This is a genomic window from Streptomyces sp. DH-12 (assembly GCF_002899455.1).
Lineage (GTDB): Bacteria > Actinomycetota > Actinomycetes > Streptomycetales > Streptomycetaceae > Streptomyces.
Genome location: NZ_PPFB01000001.1, coordinates 6,135,454 through 6,157,187 on the forward strand (window position 1 = coordinate 6,135,454; position 21,734 = coordinate 6,157,187).

At 73.9% G+C, this 21,734-nt stretch carries 19 protein-coding genes; 16 read left to right on the forward strand and 3 right to left on the reverse strand.

The genetic code is table 11. From position 1 onward, the window contains the following. The first annotated feature begins 17 nt into the window (after positions 1-17). The 4 genes from argH to C1708_RS26635 all read left to right on the forward strand — a co-directional run bounded on the left by argH (position 18) and on the right by C1708_RS26635 (position 4,885). The gene (gene argH, locus C1708_RS26620; protein ID WP_106415062.1) at positions 18-1,448 is read left to right on the forward strand and encodes an argininosuccinate lyase; all 1,431 of its coding nucleotides are present in this window, start codon (positions 18-20) and stop codon (positions 1,446-1,448) included. 276 nt (positions 1,449-1,724) lie between these two features. After that, positions 1,725-2,696, forward strand: coding sequence for an aldo/keto reductase (locus tag C1708_RS26625; RefSeq protein ID WP_106415063.1), 972 nt, complete (start codon positions 1,725-1,727; stop codon positions 2,694-2,696). A gap of 84 nt (positions 2,697-2,780) precedes the next feature. Continuing rightward, positions 2,781-3,368, forward strand: coding sequence for a TetR/AcrR family transcriptional regulator (locus tag C1708_RS26630; RefSeq protein ID WP_198602600.1), 588 nt, complete (start codon positions 2,781-2,783; stop codon positions 3,366-3,368). Beyond that, the gene (locus C1708_RS26635) at positions 3,365-4,885 is read left to right on the forward strand and encodes an MFS transporter (protein WP_106415065.1); all 1,521 of its coding nucleotides are present in this window, start codon (positions 3,365-3,367) and stop codon (positions 4,883-4,885) included. Before C1708_RS26630 ends, C1708_RS26635 begins: the two co-directional genes overlap by 4 nt. Positions 4,886-5,008: 123 nt before the next feature. Here C1708_RS26635 and C1708_RS26640 read toward each other — a convergent pair whose 3' ends face one another. Beyond that, on the reverse strand, positions 5,009-5,683 hold the full coding sequence (locus tag C1708_RS26640) for a lysophospholipid acyltransferase family protein (protein ID WP_106415066.1): 675 nt from the start codon (positions 5,681-5,683) through the stop codon (positions 5,009-5,011). 414 nt (positions 5,684-6,097) lie between these two features. Here C1708_RS26640 and C1708_RS26645 point away from each other — a divergent pair, with 414 nt between their 5' ends. The 3 genes from C1708_RS26645 to C1708_RS26655 all read left to right on the forward strand — a co-directional run bounded on the left by C1708_RS26645 (position 6,098) and on the right by C1708_RS26655 (position 8,455). Beyond that, on the forward strand, positions 6,098-7,276 hold the full coding sequence (locus C1708_RS26645; protein WP_106415067.1) for a glycerophosphodiester phosphodiesterase: 1,179 nt from the start codon (positions 6,098-6,100) through the stop codon (positions 7,274-7,276). A 75-nt stretch (positions 7,277-7,351) separates the two neighbouring features. Continuing rightward, the gene (locus C1708_RS26650) at positions 7,352-7,900 is read left to right on the forward strand and encodes a sigma factor (protein WP_106415068.1); all 549 of its coding nucleotides are present in this window, start codon (positions 7,352-7,354) and stop codon (positions 7,898-7,900) included. Between the two features lie 57 nt (positions 7,901-7,957). Further along, positions 7,958-8,455 carry a GNAT family N-acetyltransferase gene (locus tag C1708_RS26655; RefSeq protein WP_106415069.1) on the forward strand — a complete coding sequence of 166 codons (498 nt, stop codon included), beginning with the start codon at positions 7,958-7,960 and terminating at the stop codon, positions 8,453-8,455. 41 nt (positions 8,456-8,496) lie between these two features. Here the strand turns inward: C1708_RS26655 and C1708_RS26660 are convergent, their stop codons facing one another. Both C1708_RS26660 and C1708_RS26665 read right to left on the reverse strand, forming a co-directional pair. Continuing rightward, entirely contained in the window at positions 8,497-8,925 is a 429-nt protein-coding gene (locus C1708_RS26660) for a hypothetical protein (RefSeq protein ID WP_106415070.1), read from the reverse strand. A 1-nt stretch (position 8,926) separates the two neighbouring features. Beyond that, entirely contained in the window at positions 8,927-9,286 is a 360-nt protein-coding gene (locus tag C1708_RS26665; RefSeq protein WP_106415071.1) for a hypothetical protein, read from the reverse strand. Between the two features lie 94 nt (positions 9,287-9,380). Here C1708_RS26665 and C1708_RS26670 point away from each other — a divergent pair, with 94 nt between their 5' ends. The 9 genes from C1708_RS26670 to C1708_RS26710 all read left to right on the forward strand — a co-directional run bounded on the left by C1708_RS26670 (position 9,381) and on the right by C1708_RS26710 (position 21,533). After that, positions 9,381-10,031: an HAD family hydrolase gene (locus C1708_RS26670; protein ID WP_106415072.1), complete on the forward strand. Its 651-nt coding sequence runs from the start codon at positions 9,381-9,383 to the stop codon at positions 10,029-10,031. Positions 10,032-10,361: 330 nt separating this feature from the next. After that, entirely contained in the window at positions 10,362-11,456 is a 1,095-nt protein-coding gene (locus C1708_RS26675) for a methionine ABC transporter ATP-binding protein (RefSeq protein ID WP_106415073.1), read from the forward strand. After that, a complete protein-coding gene (locus C1708_RS26680; RefSeq protein WP_198602602.1) occupies positions 11,453-12,190 on the forward strand; it encodes a methionine ABC transporter permease in 738 nt (245 codons plus the stop codon). Before C1708_RS26675 ends, C1708_RS26680 begins: the two co-directional genes overlap by 4 nt. Before the next feature lie 76 nt (positions 12,191-12,266). Continuing rightward, positions 12,267-13,094 (forward strand): MetQ/NlpA family ABC transporter substrate-binding protein, encoded by an 828-nt coding sequence (locus C1708_RS26685; RefSeq protein ID WP_106415074.1) that lies wholly within the window; start codon positions 12,267-12,269, stop codon positions 13,092-13,094. Positions 13,095-13,254: 160 nt separating this feature from the next. Further along, the gene (locus C1708_RS26690; protein ID WP_106415075.1) at positions 13,255-13,893 is read left to right on the forward strand and encodes a GNAT family N-acetyltransferase; all 639 of its coding nucleotides are present in this window, start codon (positions 13,255-13,257) and stop codon (positions 13,891-13,893) included. A gap of 128 nt (positions 13,894-14,021) precedes the next feature. Then, entirely contained in the window at positions 14,022-15,233 is a 1,212-nt protein-coding gene (gene cbiE / locus C1708_RS26695; RefSeq protein ID WP_106415076.1) for a precorrin-6y C5,15-methyltransferase (decarboxylating) subunit CbiE, read from the forward strand. Positions 15,234-15,602: 369 nt separating this feature from the next. After that, positions 15,603-19,247, forward strand: coding sequence for a nicotinate-nucleotide--dimethylbenzimidazole phosphoribosyltransferase (gene cobT, locus C1708_RS26700; protein ID WP_106415077.1), 3,645 nt, complete (start codon positions 15,603-15,605; stop codon positions 19,245-19,247). A 230-nt stretch (positions 19,248-19,477) separates the two neighbouring features. After that, positions 19,478-20,713 (forward strand): uroporphyrinogen-III C-methyltransferase, encoded by a 1,236-nt coding sequence (cobA, locus tag C1708_RS26705; RefSeq protein WP_106415078.1) that lies wholly within the window; start codon positions 19,478-19,480, stop codon positions 20,711-20,713. A gap of 1 nt (position 20,714) precedes the next feature. Beyond that, entirely contained in the window at positions 20,715-21,533 is an 819-nt protein-coding gene (locus tag C1708_RS26710; RefSeq protein WP_106415079.1) for a TrmH family RNA methyltransferase, read from the forward strand. Positions 21,534-21,734 lie beyond the last annotated feature (201 nt).

Below are 21,734 nucleotides of genomic sequence, written 5' to 3' on the forward strand. Positions count from 1 at the left end.
CCTCGAGGAGCACGCAAGTGAGCAGCAACAGCGGTGACGTCCGGCTCTGGGGCGGCCGTTTCGCCGACGGCCCCGCCGAGGCCCTGGCGAAGCTGTCCGCGTCCGTCCACTTCGACTGGCGGCTCGCCCCCTACGACATCGCCGGCTCCCGCGCCCACGCGCGCGTGCTGCACACGGCGGGCCTGCTCACCGAGGACGAGCTGACCCGCATGCTCGAGGGCCTCGACCGGCTCGAGGCCGACGTCGCCTCCGGCGCCTTCACCGGCACCATCGCCGACGAGGACGTCCACACCGCCCTCGAGCGCGGCCTGCTGGAGCGGCTCGGCCCCGACCTCGGCGGCAAGCTGCGCGCCGGACGGTCCCGCAACGACCAGGTCGCCACCCTCTTCCGGATGTACCTGCGCGACCACGCCCGGACCATCGGCGGCCTCGTCGCCGACCTCCAGGACGCGCTGATCGGGCTCGCCGAGGCCCACCCGGACGTGGCGATGCCCGGCCGCACCCACCTCCAGCACGCCCAGCCGGTGCTCTTCGCCCACCACGTCCTCGCCCACGTCCAGTCCCTCTCCCGGGACGCCGAGCGGCTGCGCCAGTGGGACGAGCGCACCGCCGTCTCCCCCTACGGCTCGGGCGCCCTCGCGGGCTCCTCCCTCGGCCTGGACCCCGAGGCGGTCGCCAAGGACCTCGGCTTCGAGCACGGCAGCGCCGCCAACTCCATCGACGGCACGGCCTCCCGGGACTTCGTCGCCGAGTTCGCCTTCATCACCGCGATGATCGGTGTGAACGTCTCCCGGATCGCCGAGGAGGTCATCATCTGGAACACGAAGGAGTTCTCCTTCGTGACCCTGCACGACGCCTTCTCCACGGGCTCGTCGATCATGCCGCAGAAGAAGAACCCGGACATCGCCGAGCTGGCGCGCGGCAAGTCCGGCCGCCTGATCGGCAACCTCACCGGCCTGATGGCCACCCTCAAGGCCCTCCCGCTCGCGTACAACCGCGACCTCCAGGAGGACAAGGAGCCGGTCTTCGACTCCATCGACCAGCTCGAAATCCTGCTGCCCGCCTTCACCGGGATGATGGCCACCCTCACCGTGCACCGCGAGCGCATGGAGGAACTGGCCCCGGCCGGCTTCTCCCTCGCCACCGACATCGCCGAGTGGCTGGTCCGGCAGGGTGTGCCCTTCCGGGTCGCGCACGAGGTCGCCGGCGAGTGCGTCAAGGTCGCCGAGGCGGAGGGCAAGGAGCTGGACGAGCTGACCGACGAGCAGTTCGCGAAGATCTCCGCCCACCTCACCCCGGAGGTCCGCACGGTCCTCGACGTCCCCGGCGCCCTGGCCTCCCGCAACGGCCGAGGCGGCACGGCCCCCAGCGCGGTGGCGGTCCAGCTGGCGGAGGTGAAGGAGAACGTGGCCCTCCAGCACGAGTGGGCCACGGCGAAGAAGCGGTAGAGCAGCTTCCTCAGGGGCGCGGGGAACGGCGCGCCCGGCCACGAGACGGCGCCGCACGTGCCGACGCCCTCAGGGCGCGGGAACGGCGCGCCCGGTCGCCGTGCCGCCGCACCCGCCGAGCCACGGAGGGCCCCCTCCAGGGGCGCGGGAACTGCGCGAACACCCCCGACACACCCGCACCCGCCCCCGCACAGCCGCTCCCGCCGCAAGGCGTGGCGAAGCCGCATCCCGGGTTACGTTGGCACAGCCACACCGCAGCCGACCGACGGAGCCGAGATGCCCTTCGCCCGCCTGGCCACCGCCACCACCCCCACCGCCCACCTCGGCCTCGGCCTCGCCGCGGTCGGCCGCCCCGGCTACATCACCCTCGGCCGGGAGACCGACCTCGGCGACGACCGCAGCGTCGAGACCCTCCGCACCCGCACCCACGAACTCCTCGACGCCGCCTACGCCCAAGGCGTGCGCTACATCGACGCGGCCCGCTCCTACGGCCGCAGCGAGGAGTTCCTCGCGGACTGGCTGAGGAGCCGCCCCGACGCCGCCGACGTGGTGGTCGGCAGCAAGTGGGGCTACACCTACACCGCCGGCTGGACCACCGACGCCGAGCGCCACGAGGTCAAGGACCACTCCCTCGCCGCGTACGAGCGCCAGCGCGCCGAGTCCGACGCGGTCCTCGGCGACCGCCTCGACCTCTACCAGATCCACTCGGTCACCCCGGACAGCCCGGCCCTCACCGACAAGGACCTGCACGCCCGGCTCGCCGAGGCGGCGGCGCAGGGCCTCACCGTCGGCTTCTCCACCAGCGGCCCCCGCCAGGCGGACGCCGTCCGCGCGGCCCTCGACGTCACCGTCGACGGCGAACCCCTCTTCCGCACGGTGCAGTCCACCTACAACGTCCTGGAGACCTCCGCCGGCCCCGCGCTGGCCGAGGCCCACGACGCCGGACTCACGGTGATCGTCAAGGAGGGCATGGCCAACGGCCGCCTGGCCGGACCGCACGCCCCCGAGCCGCTGCGCGCCGTCGCCGAGGAGACGGGCCTCGGCTGCGACGCGGTCGCCCTCGCCGCCGTCCTGCGCCGGCCGTGGGCGGGCGTCGTCCTGTCCGGCGCGGCGACGGTCGTCCAGCTCGCCTCCAACCTGCACGCCGCGGCCGTCGACCTCACCGACGACCAGCTCGCCCGCCTGGCCCCGCTGGCCGAGAACCCCGAGGCGTACTGGCAGCACCGCGGCAGCCTGCCCTGGCACTGAGCCTCACCCCGCGTGACATCGCGATCGTGAGACATCCATACCCCGCATGAGACATGAACGTCTCACATGCGGTACCGTCGTCTCATGGCTGTCGACCGAGACCACGTGCTGCGCAGCGCCGCCGCACTGCTGGCCCGTAGATCCACCGCGACCATGGACGAGGTCGCCAAGGCGGCCGGGATCAGCCGCGCCACCCTGCACCGGCAGTTCGCCGGCCGGGACGCGCTGGTCCGCGCCCTCGAGGCACTGGGCATCGCCGAGTGCGAGGCCGCCCTCGCCGCCGCCCGCATCGACGAGGGGCCCGCCACCGACGCCGTGCGGCGCCTGGTCGCCGAGATCGAACCGCAGGCGGGCCTGCTCTCCTTCCTCTACTCCGAGAACGAGCTGTTCGAGGGCGAGGAGCAGAACGAGGGCTGGGCCAGGATCGACGAGAGCATCGCGGACCTGTTCCGGCGCGGTCAGTCGAGCGGCGAGTTCCGCATCGACCTCACCCCGGTCTGGCTCACCGAGGCCCTCTACGGCCTGCTCGCCTCCGCCGCCTGGGCGGTCGCCGAGGGCAGGGTCGCCCCCAAGGACTTCACCCACATGATCGTCGAGCTGCTGCTCGGCGGCGTACGACGCCCGCAGGAACCGGCGACGCCGGAAGCACCGGCGGCCAGGAAGGAATCATGACCAGCGCCATACGGCCGCAGACCCCGGCCGGGGAGGGGCGCCGCCCCGGCCGCTGGCTCGCCCTGTCGGTCCTCGTGCTCGCCGTCCTGCTGGTGGCCGTCGACGCGACCGTCCTCGGCCTCGCCACCCCCTACATCAGCGAGGACCTCGCGCCCACCGGCTCCCAGCTGCTGTGGATCGGCGACGTCTACTCGTTCGTGCTCGCCGGACTCCTCGTGTCGATGGGCAGCCTGGGCGACCGCATCGGCCGCAAGCGGATCCTGCTGTACGGCGCCGCCGCGTTCGGCGTGGTCTCCGTGCTCAACGCCTACGCGCACACGCCCGAGGTGATGATCGCGGCGCGTGCCCTGCTCGGCGTCGCCGGGGCCACGCTGATGCCGGCCACCCTCGCCCTGATCCGCAACCTCTTCCACGACCCGCGCGAGCGCAGCCTCGCCATCGGCGTCTGGGGCGCGACCGCCTCCGCGGGCACGGCGGTCGGCCCGATCCTCGGCGGCCTGCTGCTCGAACACTTCTGGTGGGGCTCGGTCTTCCTGATCAACCTGCCGGTCATGGCGGTCCTCGTGGTCGTCGGCATCAAGCTGCTGCCGGAGTCCCGCACGCCGGAGCCCGGCCCGTGGGACCTGACGAGCGTGGCCCTGTCGCTGGCCGGCATGATCGGCGTGGTCTACGCGGTGAAGGAGACCGCGAGCCACGGGTTCGGCGCGTCCGCCCCGGCCGCGGGTCTGCTGGGCGCGGCGGCCCTGTACCTGTTCGTCCGCCGCCAGTTCGTCCTTCCGAAGCCCCTCCTGGACATGCGGCTGTTCCGCAGCCGAGGGTTCAGCGGCGCGGTGCTGGCCGACCTGCTGACCGTCCTCGGCCTGTCCGGACTCGTCTTCTTCCTCTCCCAGTACTTCCAACTGGTCCAGGGACGGCGCCCGTTCGAGGCCGGACTCGCGGAACTCCCCGCCGCGATCGGCGCGGTGGCGGCCGGCCTGATCGCAGGCCGGACCGCCCGCCGCTTCTCGGTGCGCTCGGTCGTCGCCGGGGGACTGGCGGCCATCGGCCTGTCCCTGGCCGCCCTCACCGTCATCGGCCAGTCCACCGGCTACCCCCTGCTCGGGGCGGCCCTGCTGGTGGTCGGCGCGGGCGCGGGCTTCTCGTTCACGGTGACCGCGGACGTGATCCTCTCCAGCGTCCCGAAGGAACAGGCCGGCGCGGCCTCCGCCGTCTCCGAGACGGCGTACGAGCTGGGCGCGGCCCTGGGCATCGCCGTACTCGGCTCCATCGTCACCGGCGTCTACCGCGACTTCCCCGCCCCACCGGACACCCCGGCAGCCGCCCACGAGTCCCTGGGCAGCGCGGTGGAAGCGGCGACCCACATGCCCGCTGCCACCGCGGAGCCCATGCTCGACGCGGCCCGCGAGGCCTTCGTGAACGGTCTCACCCTGGCGGCGGGAGCAGGAGCGGCGATCCTCCTGTCGGCCTCGGCAGCGGCGTGGCTGATGCTGAAGAACCAGCAGCTGGACAATTCCTGAAGGGGCGCGGGGAACTGCGCGGCAAGCCCCCGCTCACCCGCGGAAAACTCCGAAACGCGACGGGAGCCGGCGGAGAGACTCCGCCGGCTCCCACCGGAAAAGGAACGTCGGCCCCGCCGAAAACTACGCCGCTTCCTTCGCCTTGCTCGCGTACATGTCCACGTACTCCTGTCCCGACAGCCGCATGACCTCCGCCATCACCGAGTCGGTGACCGCCCGCAGCACGTACCGGTCGCGGTCCATGCCCTCGTAGCGGGAGAACTCCATCGCCTCGCCGAACCGCACGGTGACCCGCCCCGGCCGGGGCAGACCCGCGCCGCCCGGCTGCAGCTTGTCCGTGCCGATCATGGCGAACGGCACCACCGGCGCGCCGGTCATCAGCGTGAGCCGGGCGATGCCGGTGCGGCCGCGGTACAGACGGCCGTCGGGGGAGCGGGTGCCCTCCGGGTAGATCCCGAAGACGTTGCCCTCCTCCAGCACCCGGCGCCCGGTCATCAGCGCGGCCACCCCGCCCCGGCCGCCGTCGCGGTCGACGGGGATCATGCCGACGCCGGTGAAGAACCACGCCATCAGCCGCCCCTTGAGGCCCGTGCCGGTGACGTACTCGTCCTTGCCGATGAAGAAGACCTGCCGGTCGCAGACGAGCGGCAGGATCATCGAGTCGATGAACGTGAGGTGGTTGCCGGCCAGGATCACCGGACCGTCGCCCGGGATGTGCTCCGCGCCCTCCACCCGTGGGCGGAACATCAGGCGCATGATCGGACCGAGCACTGCCTTGATGAGCGCGAAGCGGGACAACAGGCCCTCCGGTGGGAAGCGGACGTCGACGAATGCGGTATGAGTCTGTGCAGGTGAGGACATTACTCGCGGTCCGGGGAGTCGCGCACGTCGGGCGCGTGGCAGGCGACCGAGGCCTTACGGTCTCTTGACCCGGGTTCACCTGCGCGGCCGCGCCCGCGGGCGGCACACGGCACGGCCGTCGCACTGTGACGGAACTCGCCCGGTCCCGTGCTCCGCCCGGGTACCCCCGTTCCGCCGGAACGAACCGGACGCGCCGTCACATCGCCGCCGGAACACGGCAGACGCACGTCATCCGCAGGAGGGGCGTACGTCATGCGACACCACCCGTGTGTTCGGCTCGCGGTCTCCCGTGCGTCAACCACGCGCACCTACGATCGGCCCGCACCGGACGAGCCGACACAGGAGGCGTTCATGGCGACACGGGAGTCGAACGAGCAGGCGAGCGGGACCGGCCGGCGGGCCCTGCTCGGGGCGGCGGTCCTCGGCGCGGGCGGGACCGTCCTCGGACTGGGCGGCACGGCCCGGGCGGCCCAGGGCGCCGGGCGCGGGCACGGACGCGGCCGGGGTCCGGGCAGCCTGCCCGTGCCGACGATCATCGGCCACCGGGGCGCCAGCGGCTACCGGCCCGAGCACACTCTCGGCTCGTACCAGCTCGCCCTCGACATGGGCGCGGACATCGTCGAGGCCGGCGACCTCGTCCCCACCAAGGACGGTCACCTCGTCTGCCGGCACGAGCCGGAGATCGGCGGCACCACCGACGTCGCCGACCACCCCGAGTTCGCCGGCCGCCGCACCACCAAGACGCTGGACGGCGTCCGGGTCACCGGCTGGTTCACCGAGGACTTCACGCTCGCCGAGCTGAAGCGGCTGCGCGCCGTGGAGCGCATCCCGGCCAACCGCCCGCACAACACGCTGTACGACGGCCGCTGGGAGATCCCCACCTTCGAGGAGGTGCTGCGCTGGCAGGACGAGCAGACCCGGACGCGCGGCAAGCAGGTGTGGATCTACCCCGAGCTCAAGCACCCCACCTACTTCCGCGCGCTCGGCCTCGGCCTGGAGGAGCGGGTGGCGAGACTGCTGCGCCGGCACGGCAAGGACCGCAGGAACTCACCCGTCATCCTGCAGTCGTTCGAGCCGACGGCCGTCGAGCGGCTGAGCGGACTGGTCGGCAACCCGCTCGTCGTCCTGCTCGGCGCGGCGGGCACCCGCCCCTGGGACTTCACCGAGGCCGGCGATCCGCGCACCGTCGACGACCTGATCACGCCGAAGGGCCTGAAGGAGATCGCCTCCTACGCGCAGGGCATCGGCCCCACCCTCGACCTGGTCGTCCCGCGTGACGGGGCGGGCCGGCTCACCGAGCCCACCACCCTGGTCCGCGACGCCCACCGCGCGGGCCTGATCGTGCACCCCTACACCCTGCGCAACGAGAACCCGTTCCTGCCCGCGGAGTTCCGCGAGGGCGCCGGCCCCGACGCCTACGGCGACGTCTTCGGCGCCTACCGCGCCTACTTCGCCACCGGCATCGACGGCGTCTTCACCGACCACCCGGACACCGGCCTGCTGGCCCGCGAGGACTTCGTCAACCGCTGACCCGCCCCGCCCCGGAAGGGGTGAGGTACGGACGCCCCGGGCAACCCCGCCCGGGGCGCACGGGTCGTTGCGCGTGTGAGAACCGACCCGCTCTCCGCGCACGACCCGCTCTCCGCGCACGACCCGCTCTCCGCCCACGACCTGATCGCCCTGCTCGGTCCGCTGCTCGCCGCGGAGGCCGCCGCCGAGGCGTCCGGCGGCGGCGCCGAACCGGGCGACCTGGAACAGACGGTGTGGCTCCGGCTGCTCGAGCGGCTCCGCCGCGACGGACCGCCGCACGACCCGCCGCTGTGGCTGCGCCGGACCGTCCGCGCGGAGGCCCGCCGGATCCGCCGCACGGCCCGCCGCGAGACGGCGCTGACCCGCGAACCCGCCGACACGGACCGGCACGACCCGGAACGGCTCGCGCTCCTCGCCGCCCACCGCCGTGCCCTGCGCGACGCCGTGCGCCGGCTCCCCGGCCGCTGCCCCGGTCTGCTCGCCGCGCTGTTGTCCCCGAGCGATCCGACCTACCGGGAAATCGCAGGGGAGTTGGGTATCTCACAGGGCAGTCTCGGCCCGGAACGTTCCAGATGCCTGGGATGTCTGCGTCGTTTACTCGCGGTGGAGGTTGCGGCGCGTTGAGGACGGGGATAGGAGTGGGGGACGACAGGTGATCAGGTGAGCGGGAGGCATGCGCACATGGGCATGAGCGTGACCATCTCTGCGGCGGCCGAGCAGGACGCGGAGCAGATCTTCAGGTTGCAGTACCTGTGCTTCCAGAGCGAAGCGGCCCTCTACGGCAACTACCGCATCGATCCCCTGGTCCAGACCCTGGACTCGGTCCGCGAAGAGGTCGTGGGGGACTGCGTGTTCGTGGCCCGCCTCGGCGACGAGATCGTCGGGTCGGTGCACGGCAGGATCACCGAGGACGGCGCCGCCGCGATCGGCAAGCTCTGCGTCCACCCCCGCCTCCAGGGCCACGGCATCGGCGCCCGGCTGCTCAGGGCGGCCGAGTCCGCCCTCGCCGGCGAGCGCGGCGCCCGCACCTTCCGGCTGCACGCCGGTCACCGCAGCGAGAGCAACCTCCGCCTCTACAGCAAGGTCGGCTACCAGCGCGTGGGCACGTCCCGCGGCGACGACGGCGTACCGATGATCGTGCTGGAGAAGAAGGCGGAGACGTACGCGACGACCGCCTGACCGTGACGGCAGGGGCGGCCGCCCGAGGGGGGGGCCGCCCGTCAGGCCGCGGGCTCCTCGGTGCGCGCCCGGCGCAGCCAGTGCACGGCGGTCAGCGGCAGCAGCACCGGGATGAAGAGGTAACCCATCCCGTAGTCGGACCACACGGTCGCGTCGGGGAACGCGGACGGGTCCGCCAGCGTCCAGGTGCCGACGGTCAGCACGCCCACGAGCTCGGCGGCGCAGCACACCAGCGCCGCCCTGCGGGCCTTCTCCCCGCCGCGCACCAGCGTGTAGGTGATGAAGCCGTAGACCACGCCGGCCAGCGCGGACAGCGTGTAGGCGAGCGGCGCCCGGTCGAACTCGGTGGCGATCTGGTAGACCGAGCGCGACACGGCGCCCACCACCATCACCCCGTACAGCCAGACCAGCAGCAGTCCGGGCCCGCCGGCCAGCCGCGTCCGGTTCGGCCGCTCCTGCGTCGCGGTCATCTCAGCCTCCCCAGATGTCGAACAGCCGCACCTCGAGCACGGCCAGCACCACGCCGCTCGCGGCGACGGTCAGGGATCCCCAGCGGGTGCGCTCGCCCAGCGACAGGAAGCCCGCCGCCGGGACACAGGCGAGCGAGCCCAGCAGGTACGCCACGAAGGTCGTCGTGCCCTGCTCCGGCTTCTCGCCCCCGGCCAGCCGCACGATCCCGACCGCCAGCTGCACGAGCGCCAGCAGCGTGACCACGGCCATGCCGATGAAGTGCCAGTCCTTCGTCGGCTGATCACGGTAGGCGGCCCAGCCGCACCAGGCTGCGAGCAGCAGCGCGGCGACAGCGGTCACCACGGTCAGGACATCCAGCATGGCAGGGAGCCTATTACGCCGGAAAAGCCGCCCCGACGTCGGCCCCGCGGGCGCCGTTCCCGGTCCGCGCCCACGGCCCCGTAGGGTCGATGGCATGACCATTCACGCGCGCGCCCTGCTCTTCGACAACGACGGGACCCTCGTGTCCTCCCTGGACTCCGTGAACCGCTGCTGGACGCGGTGGGCCGTGGAGCACGGGCTGACGGCCGAGGACTTCGCGCGGATCGAGCTGCACGGCCGGCCGGCCGCCGAGATAGCCGCCGACCTGCTGCCCGCCGAGGCCGTGCCGGGGGCCATCGCGCGGATCGAGGACCTGGAGGTGGCGGACGTGGCCGACGGCGGGGTCAGCCTGCTCCCCGGGACCGGGGAGTTCCTCGCCGGACTGCCGGCCGAGCGCTGGGCCGTGGTCACCTCCGCCACCCGGCGGCTCGCCGAGGCCCGGCTGGGGGCCGTCGGCATCCTGCCCAAGACCCTGATCACCGCCGACGACGTCACCCGCGGCAAGCCCGACCCCGAGCCCTATCTGCTCGCCGCCCGCACCCTCGGCGTGGACCCCGCCGACTGCGTCGTCTTCGAGGACGCCCCCGCCGGACTCCAGGCCGGCCGCGCCGCGGGCATGCGGACCGTGGCCTTGGCCACAACCCACCGGGCCGGCGAGCTGACCGCCGATCTCGTCGTGGACGACCTGTCGGCCCTGTCCGCGCTGGTCACGGATGCCGGGATCGAGGTCTGCGCACGGCCCTGACGTGCGGGCTCGGGTGTCCACGGCTGTCCACTATGCGGACGGCCGGGTCCGTTCAGGAGTGAACGTCTGCTTTACTGACCGCATGACCACGACGAGCGACCGCATCCCTGCGACCGAGGCGACGATGACGCCCGGTGCTCGTTGTATGTGTCTCCTCCGAATGCGCGCCTTCTAGAGGGCCCCCGCACCGTCTGAGCCTCGCGCCCCGAAGCGAGATCCGGCTCGCGTCCGCCCGCGTGCCCCGCACGCGCGACCGAGCCACGCCCCGCGCACGTTCCTCCACGGCTTCCGCATGCCCCGCGAGTCCGTGCGCCCTGCCGCCTGCCCTGCATGCCACGTGCCCGGCGACCACGAAGCGCCGCGCACTCGACAGTGACGGAAACCCACGTGATCACCACCTCGGGCCTCACCAAGGTCTACCGCTCGCGCGGCCGCGAGGTCACCGCCCTGGACGGCGTCGACCTGCACGTCCGCGAAGGCGAGGTCTACGGCGTCATCGGCCAGTCCGGCGCCGGCAAGTCCTCCCTCATCCGCTGCGTCAACCTGCTGGAGCGTCCCACCTCGGGCACCGTGACCGTGGCCGGCCAGGACCTCACCGCGCTCGCCGGCCGCGGCCCCCGCGCCGGCCGGGAGCTCCGCCAGGCGCGCAGCCGCATCGGCATGGTCTTCCAGCACTTCAACCTGCTGTCCTCGCGCACCGTGCAGGACAACGTCGAGCTTCCGCTGGAAATTCTCGGCGCCTCCGGGAAGGAACGTTCCCGCAAGGCGCTGGAGCTGCTCGACCTGGTCGGCCTCGCCGACAAGGCCAAGGCCTACCCGGCCCAGCTCTCCGGCGGCCAGAAGCAGCGCGTCGGCATCGCCCGCGCCCTCGCCGGCGACCCCAAGGTGCTGCTCTCCGACGAGGCCACCAGCGCCCTGGACCCGGAGACCACCCGCTCGATCCTCCAGCTGCTGCGCGACCTCAACCGCCAGCTCGGCCTCACCGTCCTGCTCATCACGCACGAGATGGACGTCGTGAAGTCGATCTGCGACTCGGCCGCCCTCATGGAGCGGGGCCGCATCGTGGAGTCCGGCACGGTCACCGACCTGCTGGCCACCCCCGGCTCGGAACTCGCCGCCGCGCTGTTCCCCGTCGGCGGCGAGGCGAGCGGCGCCGACCGCACCGTCGTCGACGTGACCTTCCAGGGCGAGAGCGCGACCCAGCCGGTCATCTCCCAGCTCTCGCGCACCTACAACATCGACATATCCATCCTCGGCGCCGCCATCGACACCGTCGGCGGTCTCCAGGTCGGCCGCATGCGCATCGAACTGCCCGGCCGCTACGAGGACAACGTCGTGCCCATCGGCTTCCTGCGCGAGCAGGGCCTGCAGATCGACGTCGTCGGCCACGACGAGCCCACGCTGGTGAAGGAGGGCGTCAAGTGACCTGGTCCGAGATGCAGCCGCTGCTGGAGCAGGCCTGTACCGAGACGCTGATCATGGTCGGCTGGTCCACCCTGATCGCCGTCGTCGGCGGCCTCCCGCTCGGCATCCTGCTGGTCCTCACCGACAAGGGCGGACTGCTGCAGAACACCGTGGTGAACAAGGTCATCGGGCAGGTCGTGAACATCGGCCGCTCGCTGCCGTTCATCATCCTCATGGTCGCCCTGATGAACTTCACCCGCTGGATCACCGGCACCACCATCGGCAGCGAGGCCGCGATCGTGCCGCTCGCCATCGGCGGCATCCCCTTCTTCGCCCGGCTCGTCGAGACCGCCGTGCGCGAGGTGGACCACGGGCTCGTGGAGGCCGTGCAGGCGATGGGCGGCAACACCTGGACCATCGTCCGCAAGGTTCTCGTCCCCGAGGCGCTGCCCTCGCTGATCGCCTCCACGACCACCACGGTCATCGCGCTCATCGGCTACTCCGCCATGGCCGGCACGGTCGGCGGCGGCGGACTCGGCGACCTCGCCGTCCGCTACGGCTACCAGCGCTTCGAGACCGGCCTGATGTGGATCACCGTCGCGATCCTCGCCGTGGTCATCTCCCTCATCCAGTTCGCCGGCGACTTCGCGGCCCGCGCCCTGCACCGACGCGGCGCCCGCTCCGGCCCCGGCCCGAAGCTGCGGCTGCTGAAGGGCGACGAGCCCGCCACGGCCGAGGTCGGCAAGGCCGCCTGAACCAGCCGGTCCTCCGGCCCCCCGGACCCCCCGTGCGCCAAGACGGGGTCGCACCACCCAAGGAAAGGCACTTTTCGTGCGTAACACCGCCAAGATCACCACCGCTGTCCTCGCCGCCGGAGCCCTCACCTTCGGGCTCACCGCCTGCGGCTCGGACCAGGACGCCGCCTCCGACACCTCCGGCCCGCTGGTCGTCGCCGCGAGCCCCGTGCCGCACGCCGAGATCCTGACCTTCGTCAAGGACAACCTCGCCGAGAAGGCCGGCCTCGACCTCGAGGTCAAGGAGTTCACCGACTACGTCACCCCGAACACCGCGACGGAGGACGGCTCGGTCGGCGCCAACTACTTCCAGACCCAGCCGTACCTCGACGACTTCAACAAGAAGAACGGCACCCACATCGTGTCGGTCGTCGACGTGCACCTGGAGCCGCTCGGCCTCTACTCGCACAAGGTGAAGAAGGCCGACGAGCTGAAGAGCGGTGCGACCGTCGCGATCCCGAACGACACCGTCAACGAGGGCCGGGCGCTGCAGCTGCTCGCCGCCAACGGCCTGATCACCCTCAAGGACGGCGTCGGCACCTCGGCCACCCCCGCGGACATCACCGACAACCCCAAGAAGCTCACCTTCAAGGAGCTCGAGGCCGCCCAGACCCCGCGCTCCCTGGACGACGTCGACGCCGCGGTGGTCAACGGCAACTACGCCATCGAGGCCGATCTGAAGCCCTCCGAGGACGCCCTGGTCCTCGAGGAGGCCGAGGGCAACCCGAACAGCAACCTCCTCGCCGTCAAGGAGGGCCAGGAGGACGACCCGCGCGTGAAGAAGCTCGCGAAGCTCCTCACCTCGCCCGAGGTGAAGAAGTTCATCGAGGACACGTACGCCGGCTCGGTGCTCGCCTCCTTCTGAGCCACCGGGACACCCTCACGTCCACCACGGCACCCGCCACGGGGTCCGACTCCGCGCCGCCCGGCGACGGGGGAGGACCCCGTGGTGCGTACCGGTGCTTTCATGCTGCATGCTGGGCAGTTCAGCAGCACCCGACGGTCTCTCAGTTACGGAGCGGCGCATGACGAGCACCTTCCCCGACATCTCCCTCAGCACGGAGCGGTTGGTGCTGCGTCCCCTCGACGCGGATGACGTCCCCGCCCTCGCCGCGATGATGAGCGACGAGCAGGTCGGCGCCTGGACCGGCGTCCCGCAGCCGTTCACCGAGGACACCGCCCGCACCTGGATCACCGAGTACGCCCCCGCCGAACGCGCCGCGGGACACGGCCTCGACCTCGCCGTCACCGAGTTCCTCACCCAGCGCCTGGTCGGCCTCATCCGGCTCACCCGCACCAACTGGCACGTACGGTCCACCGAGCTGTCGTACATCGTCGCCCCCTGGGCGCGCGGCGAGGGCTACGCCTCCGAGGCCGCGCTCGCCACCGCGCAGTGGCTGTTCGGCGACCAGAAGCTCCAGCGCATCGAAATGCGCACCGCCGCCGACAACACCGCCGCCCAGCAGGTCGCCCAGAAGATCGGCTGCATCAGCGAGGGCGTGCTGCGCAACGCCTGCATAGCCCGCGTCCGCACCGAGGACGGCGGCTGGAGCGAGGTGCGCACCGACTACATCGTGTGGAGCCTGCTGCCCGAGGACATCGAGGGCGCGGACGGACAACTCGCCGACAGCGGCGGCTTCACCGGCTACACCGACTGGAACTGACGTCCGAGGGGCGCACGCCGGGCCGCACCGGCGCGGCGGCCCGTGACCGCACCAGGTAATCTCGACAGACCGCCTCCGGGCGGGAACAGCCGAGGACGACCTGCGCGAACCCCAGGAGACTGACGACGATGGCCGACCGGGTCACGGTGATCGGCTGGGACGGCTCGCCGCTGACCGATGCGGCACGCTCCGCGCTGGGCGCGGCCACCCTGGTCGCCGGCGCCGCACACCACCTGGCGCTCCCCGAGGTGCCCGCCAGGGCCGAGCGCATCCGTCTCGGTTCCGTCTCCCTCGCCGCCCGCCGCATCGCCGCGCACCGCGGCACCGCGGTCGTGCTCGCCGACGGCGACCCCGGCTTCTTCGGCGTCGTACGCACCCTGCGCGCGCCGGAGTTCGGCCTGGAGGTCGAGGTCGTGCCCGCCGTCTCCTCGGTCGCCGCCGCCTTCGCCCGGGCCGGCATGCCCTGGGACGACGCGGAGGTGGTGGTCGCCCACCCGCGCACCCTGCGCCGCGCGGTGAACGTGTGCCGCGCCCACACCAAAGTGGCGGTTCTCACCTCGCCCGGCGCCGGACCCGCCGAACTGGGCCTGCTGATGGAGGGCGTCCACCGCTCCTTCGTCATCTGCGAGGAACTCGGCACCGAGCGCGAACAGGTCACCGTCGTCACCTCCGACAAGGCGGCCGACCACACCTGGCGCGACCCCAACGTGGTCATCGTCATCGGCGGCCCGGTGGCCGCCGGCGACTCCGCGGGCTGGCTCGCCGGACGCGGTCCCGCCGCCGGACCGCGCGGTTGGACCCTGCCCGCCGAGGAGTACGGCGGCGACCTCGGCGAGGGCGAGCGCGAACCCCTGCGCACCGGCCAACTCGCCCGCCTGGGACCGGGCCTGGGTGACCTCGTCTGGGACATCGGCTGCGGCTCCGGGGCGTTCGCCACCGACGCCGCGCGGGCCGGGGCCGCCGTCATCGCCGTCGACAGCGACCGGCACGCGTGCGCCCGCACCGACGCCGCCGCGCGCCGCCACGGGGTCCAGATGCAGATCGTCCACGGCACCGCGCCGCAGGTCCTGGAGAACCTCCCCGAGCCGGACGTGGTCCGGGTCGGCGGCGGGGGAGCGGCCGTGGTCTCCGCCGTGGCCGACCGCCGTCCGCAGCGGATCGTCACGCACGCCGCCACCCGCGACGCCGCCGAACTGATCGGCCGGAACCTGACGGAGCACGGCTACCGGGTTGAGTGCGCCCTGCTGCAGTCCGTCGAACTCGACACGCGGGCCTGGACGGAGAAGGAACGGAGCGTGGCCTTCCTGCTCAGCGGGGTGCTGCCCGCGCGCGACCGCTGAGCCGCCTTGCCGTCCCCGTGATCGGTTTGTCTTACTGCGCGCGGTAGGCTGGCCGATCGTTGTACCGCACTGGTCACCCGACGCTTCGTCGGCCAATGTCCAAAAAGCGCGCCCGTTTTGGGGTGGGTTGTGGTACGGCGGGAACCGGAGGACGCGCAACGTGGCGCAGTCCACAGCGGAACCGTCGCCGATCATGCTGACGCGACGGCGGTGCGCCCGCGACAATGCCAGTGAATGGCTTTGTCGCCTTTTTCGGGCGGGCCGTTCGTGCCGCTGGGGACGCACGCTCGTTCTTCAGAGTGGGGCGGTCGGTGCGCCGTTCCGGGTGAGCTGGTCGTAGGAGCACTAACCGATGGGCGAGGGGTACGCATGACCGACACCGGCCAGGTCCCGGGCGAGGGACTGCCGGAGAACGCAGGCAGGGTGGAACAGCCGGGCGTCCCCGCGCCGGACACGTACGCCTACCTCTCCGACAGTCCCGCCGAGGACGAAGACCTGCTGCTGCCCGGTGCGCAGGGCGCCTGGGGCAACGAGATCGCTCCGCCCCCGCCCGCCCCGGTCGTCGAGACCGTCCACCAGCCGGGCCCGCACGAGACGGACGGCCGCGGCTCCGTGGGCCTCGGCGGCGTCCGCCCGCCCGAGCCGCCGCAGCAGGCGCCTGCGCCTGCCCCGGCCGTGCCGAGCCGTCCGCTGCACCTCGGCCCGCCGCTGCCCGACCTGTCCGCGAGCCCGGTCCGCTCCCTCGCCGACCGCGGCCCCGCCGACCTGCCGGCCCGCCAGCCGGGTCCGCCGGCGCCCGGCCCCGAGCACCTCGACGCCCCGCGCGCCCGCGAAGCCGCGGCACCGCAGGCCGCGCCGTGGGCGGCCCAGGGCACGGCGGCTCCGGTCGCGCAGCCCGTGGACGCGGCTCAGGCGGCCGTCGCCCGGGTCACCACGCAGGCGGTCGGCACGGCGGTCGCCGCCGAGGGCGAGCAGACGCCTGCGGCCGCGTACGGCGAGCACGGCACGCCGGTGGTGCCGGGGCCGGCCGTGCCCGGCGACGCGGGTGTGGCCGTGCCGGTGGACGCCGCTCCGGGTGAGGCGCCGGAGGCTGCCAGGCAGGCGGACGGGACCGTGGCCCCGGAGGCCGGTGCGCGGGGGCCGGTGACGCCGGAAGCCGGCGAGGCCGCCGAGACGCCGAGTGCTGTCGTGACCGACCCCGGTGAGGCGCGGGACGCGCCTGCCCAGGAGGCGGCGGACGGTGGCGCGGAGGTGCCGCAGGAGGCCGTGGTCCAGGAGCCCCGGGCTTCGGAGGCCGACGCCCCGGTGGCCCAGGAGGCGCAGGACACCGGCGCGGCGGTGACCGTGCCCGAGCAGGCCCGGACCCCGGAGGCCGTCGCGGGGGACGGACAGGACGACGCCGCCCGGACGGCTGCCGCCGAGGCCGCGGTGCCGCAGTCGGCCGAGCCGCAGGCCGGCGCCGACGAGGACGCCGGTACGCCGGACGCCGACGCCCAGGCCGGCGCCGACGCACCGCAAGGGACCCCCGTCGCACCGCAGGGAACCCCCGTGGCCGTCGCGGAGGCCGCCGCGCCCGAGGCCGTCCCGGCGCCGGAGGCGCCCGGGAGCGCGCCGGTGCAGGACGCCGTCGCGACGCAGGACGGGGAGACGCCCGAGGCCCCGGCAGCGGACGCCCCCGACACCGCCGTACCGGCCGCCGAGGCCCCGGCGACCGAGCCCTCCCCGGCCCCCGCGCCGGAGGCCGAGGCCCCGACGGCGGAGCCGGCCGCCGAGGTGGCCCCCGAACCGGCCCCTTCGGAGGTTCCGGCGGCTCCCGGGCCCGCATCGGCCGCCCCGGGGACCGCGGCTTCCCCCGAGCCCCAGGCGGCCCCGGAGCCCACGCCCGCTTCCGAGGCCGTGCAGGACCCCCAGCGGACGCCCGCGCACGGGACCCCGCTCCCCGGCGCCCTGCCGCCCGAGCCCGAGGCGGACCAGCCGCTGGGCCAGTTCGTCCCCGCGGACGGCACCGTGCCCACCGCGCCCCGCCTCGCCCCCACTCCGCCGCAGGGCGTGACCCTCCCCGAGGACGGAACCGCCGGGTCCGCGCCCGCCGGGGCCACCGCACCGGAAGCCGCGCCCGCGCAGAGCCCCGCGCCCGCCGCCGACGCCCGGGCGGCCGCCGTCGTCGTCCCGCCCGCGCCCGCCGCCGACGCCGAGGCCGAGGTCGCGCAGAACGCCGACGACCTGGACACCCAGGGCGCCGGAGTCGAACCCGGGCCCGCGCCGGAGGCGGAGCCGGCCGGACCGCCCGCCCCCGGCTACGCCGACGCCGAGCGCGAGGCCGTGCTCAAGGTCATGCGCGAGCGCCGGGACATCCGCAACGGCTTCCGCGGCGACCCCATCCCGCACGAGGTGCTCCTCCGGGTCCTGGAGGCCGCCCACACCGCGCCCTCCGTCGGCCACTCGCAGCCCTGGGACTTCGTCGTCATCCGCTCCGAGGAGACCCGGCGCCGGATGCACGAACTGGCCATGCGCCAGCGCGAGGCCTACGCCAAGACGCTCCCCAAGGGCCGGGCCAAGCAGTTCAAGGAACTGAAGATCGAGGCCATCCTCGACACCCCGGTGAACATCGTCGTCACCGCCGACCCCACCCGCGGCGGCCGCCACACCCTCGGCCGGCACACCCAGCCGCAGATGGCGCCGTACTCCTCCGCGCTCGCCGTGGAGAACCTCTGGCTCGCCGCCCGGGCCGAGGGCCTCGGCGTCGGCTGGGTCAGCTTCTTCGACGAGCGCGAGATGGTCCGCGCCCTGGACCTGCCCGAGCACCTGGAGGTCGTCGCCTACCTGTGCGTCGGCTACGTCGACGAATTCCCGGACGAGCCCGAGCTGATGCAGGCCGGCTGGTCCAAGCGCCGCCCCCTGTCCTGGGTGGTGCACGAGGAGACGTACGGCCGTCGCGCCCTGCCCGGAGAGGACCCCCACGACCTGCTTGCCGAGACCGTCGCGCAGATCCGCCCGCTGGACGCCAAGGCGCTCGGCGAGGCGTGGGAGCGCCAGAAGCGCATGACGAAGCCGGCCGGAGCGCTCGGCATGCTGGAGATCATCTCCGCCCAGCTGTCGGGACTGTCCCGGCAGTGCCCGCCGCCGATCCCGGAGCCCGCGGCCGTCGCGGTCTTCGCCGGCGACCACGGGGTGCACGCCCAGGGCGTCACGCCCTGGCCGCAGGAGGTCACCGCCCAGATGGTCGCCAACTTCCTCGGCGGGGGAGCGGTGTGCAACGCCTTCGCCGCCCAGGTCGGCGCCGAGGTCTGCGTGATCGACGTGGGCGTCTCCTCCGACCTGCCGGCCACGCCCGGACTGCTGCCGCGCAAGATCCGCGCCGGCACGTCCGACATGACCACCGGGCCCGCGATGACCCGCGAGGAGGCCAAGCAGGCCGTCGAGGTGGGCATCGAGACGGCCCGCGACCTGGTCGCGGCCGGCAACAAGGCGCTGCTCACCGGCGAGATGGGCATCGCGAACACCACGGCGTCCGCGGCCCTCATCTCCGTCTACACCGGCGCGGACCCGGCCGAGGTCACCGGCCGGGGCACCGGCATCAACGACGAGACGCTCGCCCGCAAGACCGACGTCGTGCGCCGCGCCCTGGAGCTGCACCAGCCGGACCCGTCCGACCCCCTCGGCGTGCTGGCCGCGGTCGGCGGTTTCGAGCACGCGGCGATGGTCGGCCTGCTGCTCGGCGGCGCGTCGCTGCGGACGCCGGTGATCCTGGACGGCGTCAGCGCCGGGGCCGCCGCGCTGGTCGCCCGCGCCATCGCGCCGGAGGTCCTCGCGGCCTGCATCGCGGGCCACCGCAGCGCGGAGCCCGGCCACGTGGCCGCGCTCAACAAGCTGGGCCTCCGCCCGCTGGTCGACCTCGACCTGCGCCTCGGCGAGGGCACGGGCGCGCTGCTCGCGCTGCCGCTCGTGCAGAGCACGGCACGGGCCATGCACGAGGTCGCCACGTTCGACTCGGCGGGCGTGACCGAGAAGTAACGGCCGGACGTCCCCGCCCGCCCTCGTCGGCACCGGGCTGGCGGGGACGCCGTCCCCGGCAGCCCGGCAGGTCCGCGGGGCAGGGGCCGGCGCAAGCCCTCGATGAGACCCGTCCCACTCCCCGGACCCGCCCCATCCCCGCCGCCCACGGGCATAAAATGCCACGTCAGGCCCGCTCCGACGCCGCAGCGTGCCCGCTGACCCATCGCTCGTCCGAGGAGCCCCAGCTGATGGCCGAACACCCGCCCTACCCCGTAGGCCTCCGCCTCACCGGACGCCGGGTCGTCGTCCTCGGCGGCGGCCAGGTCGCCCAGCGGCGCCTCCCCGCCCTGATCAAGGCGGGCGCCGACGTCCACCTCGTGTCGCCGGAGGCCACCCCCTCCGTGGAGGCGATGGCGGACGCCGGTGAGATCACCTGGCACCGCCGCCCCTACGCCGAGGGCGACCTCGCCGACGCCTGGTACGCGCTGATCGCCACCAGCGACCCCGACGCCAACACGGCCGCCTCCGCCGAGGCGGAGAACCACCGCGTCTGGTGCGTCCGCTCCGACGACGCCGACGCCGCGACGGCGTGGACCCCCGCGACCGGCTCCAGCGAGGGCGTCACCGTCGCCGTGCTCACCACCGACGCGCGCGGACGCGACCCCCGGCACACCGCGGCCGTTCGCGACGCCGTCGTCGAGGGCCTGCGCGACGGCACCCTCGTCGCCCCGCACCACCGCACCCGCACCGCGGGCGTCGCCCTCGTCGGCGGCGGCCCCGGCGACCCGGACCTCATCACCGTGCGCGGCCGCCGCCTGCTCGCCGAGGCCGACGTGGTCATCGCCGACCGGCTCGGCCCGCGCGACCTGCTCGCCGAGCTCCCCCCGCACGTCGAGGTGATCGACGCGGCGAAGATCCCGTACGGCCGTTACATGGCCCAGGAGGCCATCAACGACGCGCTGATCGAGCACGCCAAGCAGGGCAAGTCGGTGGTCCGCCTGAAGGGCGGCGACCCCTACGTCTTCGGCCGCGGCATGGAGGAACTGCACGCCCTCACCGAGGCCGGCATCCCCTGCACCGTCGTCCCCGGGATCTCCAGCTCCATCTCCGTGCCGGGCGCGGCCGGCATCCCCGTGACCCACCGCGGGGTCGCCCACGAGTTCACCGTGGTCAGCGGCCACGTCGCGCCCGACGACGAGCGCTCCCTGGTCGACTGGCCCTCGCTGGCCAAGCTGACCGGCACCCTGGTGGTCCTCATGGGCGTCGACAAGATAGGGCGGATCGCCGAGACCCTCGTGGCGCACGGCAGGTCACCGGACACCCCGGTCGCCCTGGTCCAGGAGGGCACCACCGCCGCCCAGCGCCGCGTCGACGCCACCCTCGCCACGGTCGCCGAGACCGTCGTCGCCCAGGACGTGAAGCCGCCGGCGGTCATCGTGATCGGCGACGTCGTGGCCGTGGGCCCGGACGGGACGGCTGCCTGACATGGGCGAGATCATCACCGTCGACGACCCCGCCGACCCGCGCCTGCACGACTACACCGACCTCACGGACGTCGAACTGCGCCGCCGCCGCGAACCCGCCGAGGGCCTGTTCATCGCCGAGGGCGAGAAGGTCGTCCGCCGCGCCGGGGACGCCGGCTACGTCATGCGTTCCATGCTGCTGTCGCGGAAGTGGGTCGACGCCATGAAGGACGTCGTCGACCGCACCGACGCCCCGGTGTACGTCGTGGAGCCCGCGCTCGCCGAGCAGGTCACCGGCTACCACGTGCACCGCGGCGCGCTCGCCTCCATGCAGCGCCGGCCCCTGCCCGAGGCCGCCGAGGTGCTCCGCACGGCCCGCCGCGTCGTCGTCATGGAGTCGGTCAACGACCACACCAACATCGGTGCGATCTTCCGCTCGGCCGCCGCCCTCGGCATGGACGCAGTACTGCTCTCCCCGGACTGCGCCGACCCGCTGTACCGCCGCAGCGTCAAGGTCTCCATGGGCGCCGTCTTCTCCGTGCCGTACGCCCGCCTGGAAACCTGGCCGAAGGACCTGGCGTCGGTCCGGGAGTCGGGCTTCACCGTGCTCGCTCTCACCCCTGACGAGCGGGCCCGCTCCCTCGACGAGGCGGCCCCGCACCGGATGGAGCGGGTGGCGCTGATGCTCGGCGCGGAGGGCACCGGCCTGTCCCCCCGCGCCCTGTCCGCCGCCGACGCGTGGGTACGCATCCCGATGTCCCACGGCGTGGACTCCCTCAACGTGGGCGCGGCGGCCGCGGTCGCCTTCTACGCGGTGACGGCGGGCCGCCCGCAGGAGTGACGGGGCCGCCTCTTCGGCCGGGTCCGCGGCTCCGTCCCTGGGGGCGGGGCAGGGGGCCGGGCACGTCTGCCGGGGGAGCGGTCCCGCCTCTTGGCGGCAGCGGCCCCGACCCGCTCAACGAGTCAGCGGTCCCGCCGGCCGGGTCGGCGACCACCGTCCCGCGTGACGCGCGGGCCGCCCCGCCGGGCGCGCACCCGCCGC

Coding starts and splice junctions, on each gene's coding strand:
- C1708_RS26625 (WP_106415063.1), top strand. CDS start 1,725: ATGCCCTTCGCCCGCCTGGCCACCGCCACCACCCCCACCGCCCACCTC.
- C1708_RS26675 (WP_106415073.1), top strand. CDS start 10,362: ATGCCACGTGCCCGGCGACCACGAAGCGCCGCGCACTCGACAGTGACG.
- C1708_RS26645 (WP_106415067.1), top strand. CDS start 6,098: ATGGCGACACGGGAGTCGAACGAGCAGGCGAGCGGGACCGGCCGGCGG.
- C1708_RS26665 (WP_106415071.1), bottom strand. CDS start 9,286: ATGCTGGATGTCCTGACCGTGGTGACCGCTGTCGCCGCGCTGCTGCTC.
- C1708_RS26630 (WP_198602600.1), top strand. CDS start 2,781: ATGGCTGTCGACCGAGACCACGTGCTGCGCAGCGCCGCCGCACTGCTG.
- C1708_RS26670 (WP_106415072.1), top strand. CDS start 9,381: ATGACCATTCACGCGCGCGCCCTGCTCTTCGACAACGACGGGACCCTC.
- C1708_RS26635 (WP_106415065.1), top strand. CDS start 3,365: ATGACCAGCGCCATACGGCCGCAGACCCCGGCCGGGGAGGGGCGCCGC.
- C1708_RS26710 (WP_106415079.1), top strand. CDS start 20,715: ATGGGCGAGATCATCACCGTCGACGACCCCGCCGACCCGCGCCTGCAC.
- C1708_RS26655 (WP_106415069.1), top strand. CDS start 7,958: ATGGGCATGAGCGTGACCATCTCTGCGGCGGCCGAGCAGGACGCGGAG.
- C1708_RS26660 (WP_106415070.1), bottom strand. CDS start 8,925: ATGACCGCGACGCAGGAGCGGCCGAACCGGACGCGGCTGGCCGGCGGG.
- cobT (WP_106415077.1), top strand. CDS start 15,603: ATGACCGACACCGGCCAGGTCCCGGGCGAGGGACTGCCGGAGAACGCA.
- cobA (WP_106415078.1), top strand. CDS start 19,478: ATGGCCGAACACCCGCCCTACCCCGTAGGCCTCCGCCTCACCGGACGC.
- cbiE (WP_106415076.1), top strand. CDS start 14,022: ATGGCCGACCGGGTCACGGTGATCGGCTGGGACGGCTCGCCGCTGACC.
- C1708_RS26690 (WP_106415075.1), top strand. CDS start 13,255: ATGACGAGCACCTTCCCCGACATCTCCCTCAGCACGGAGCGGTTGGTG.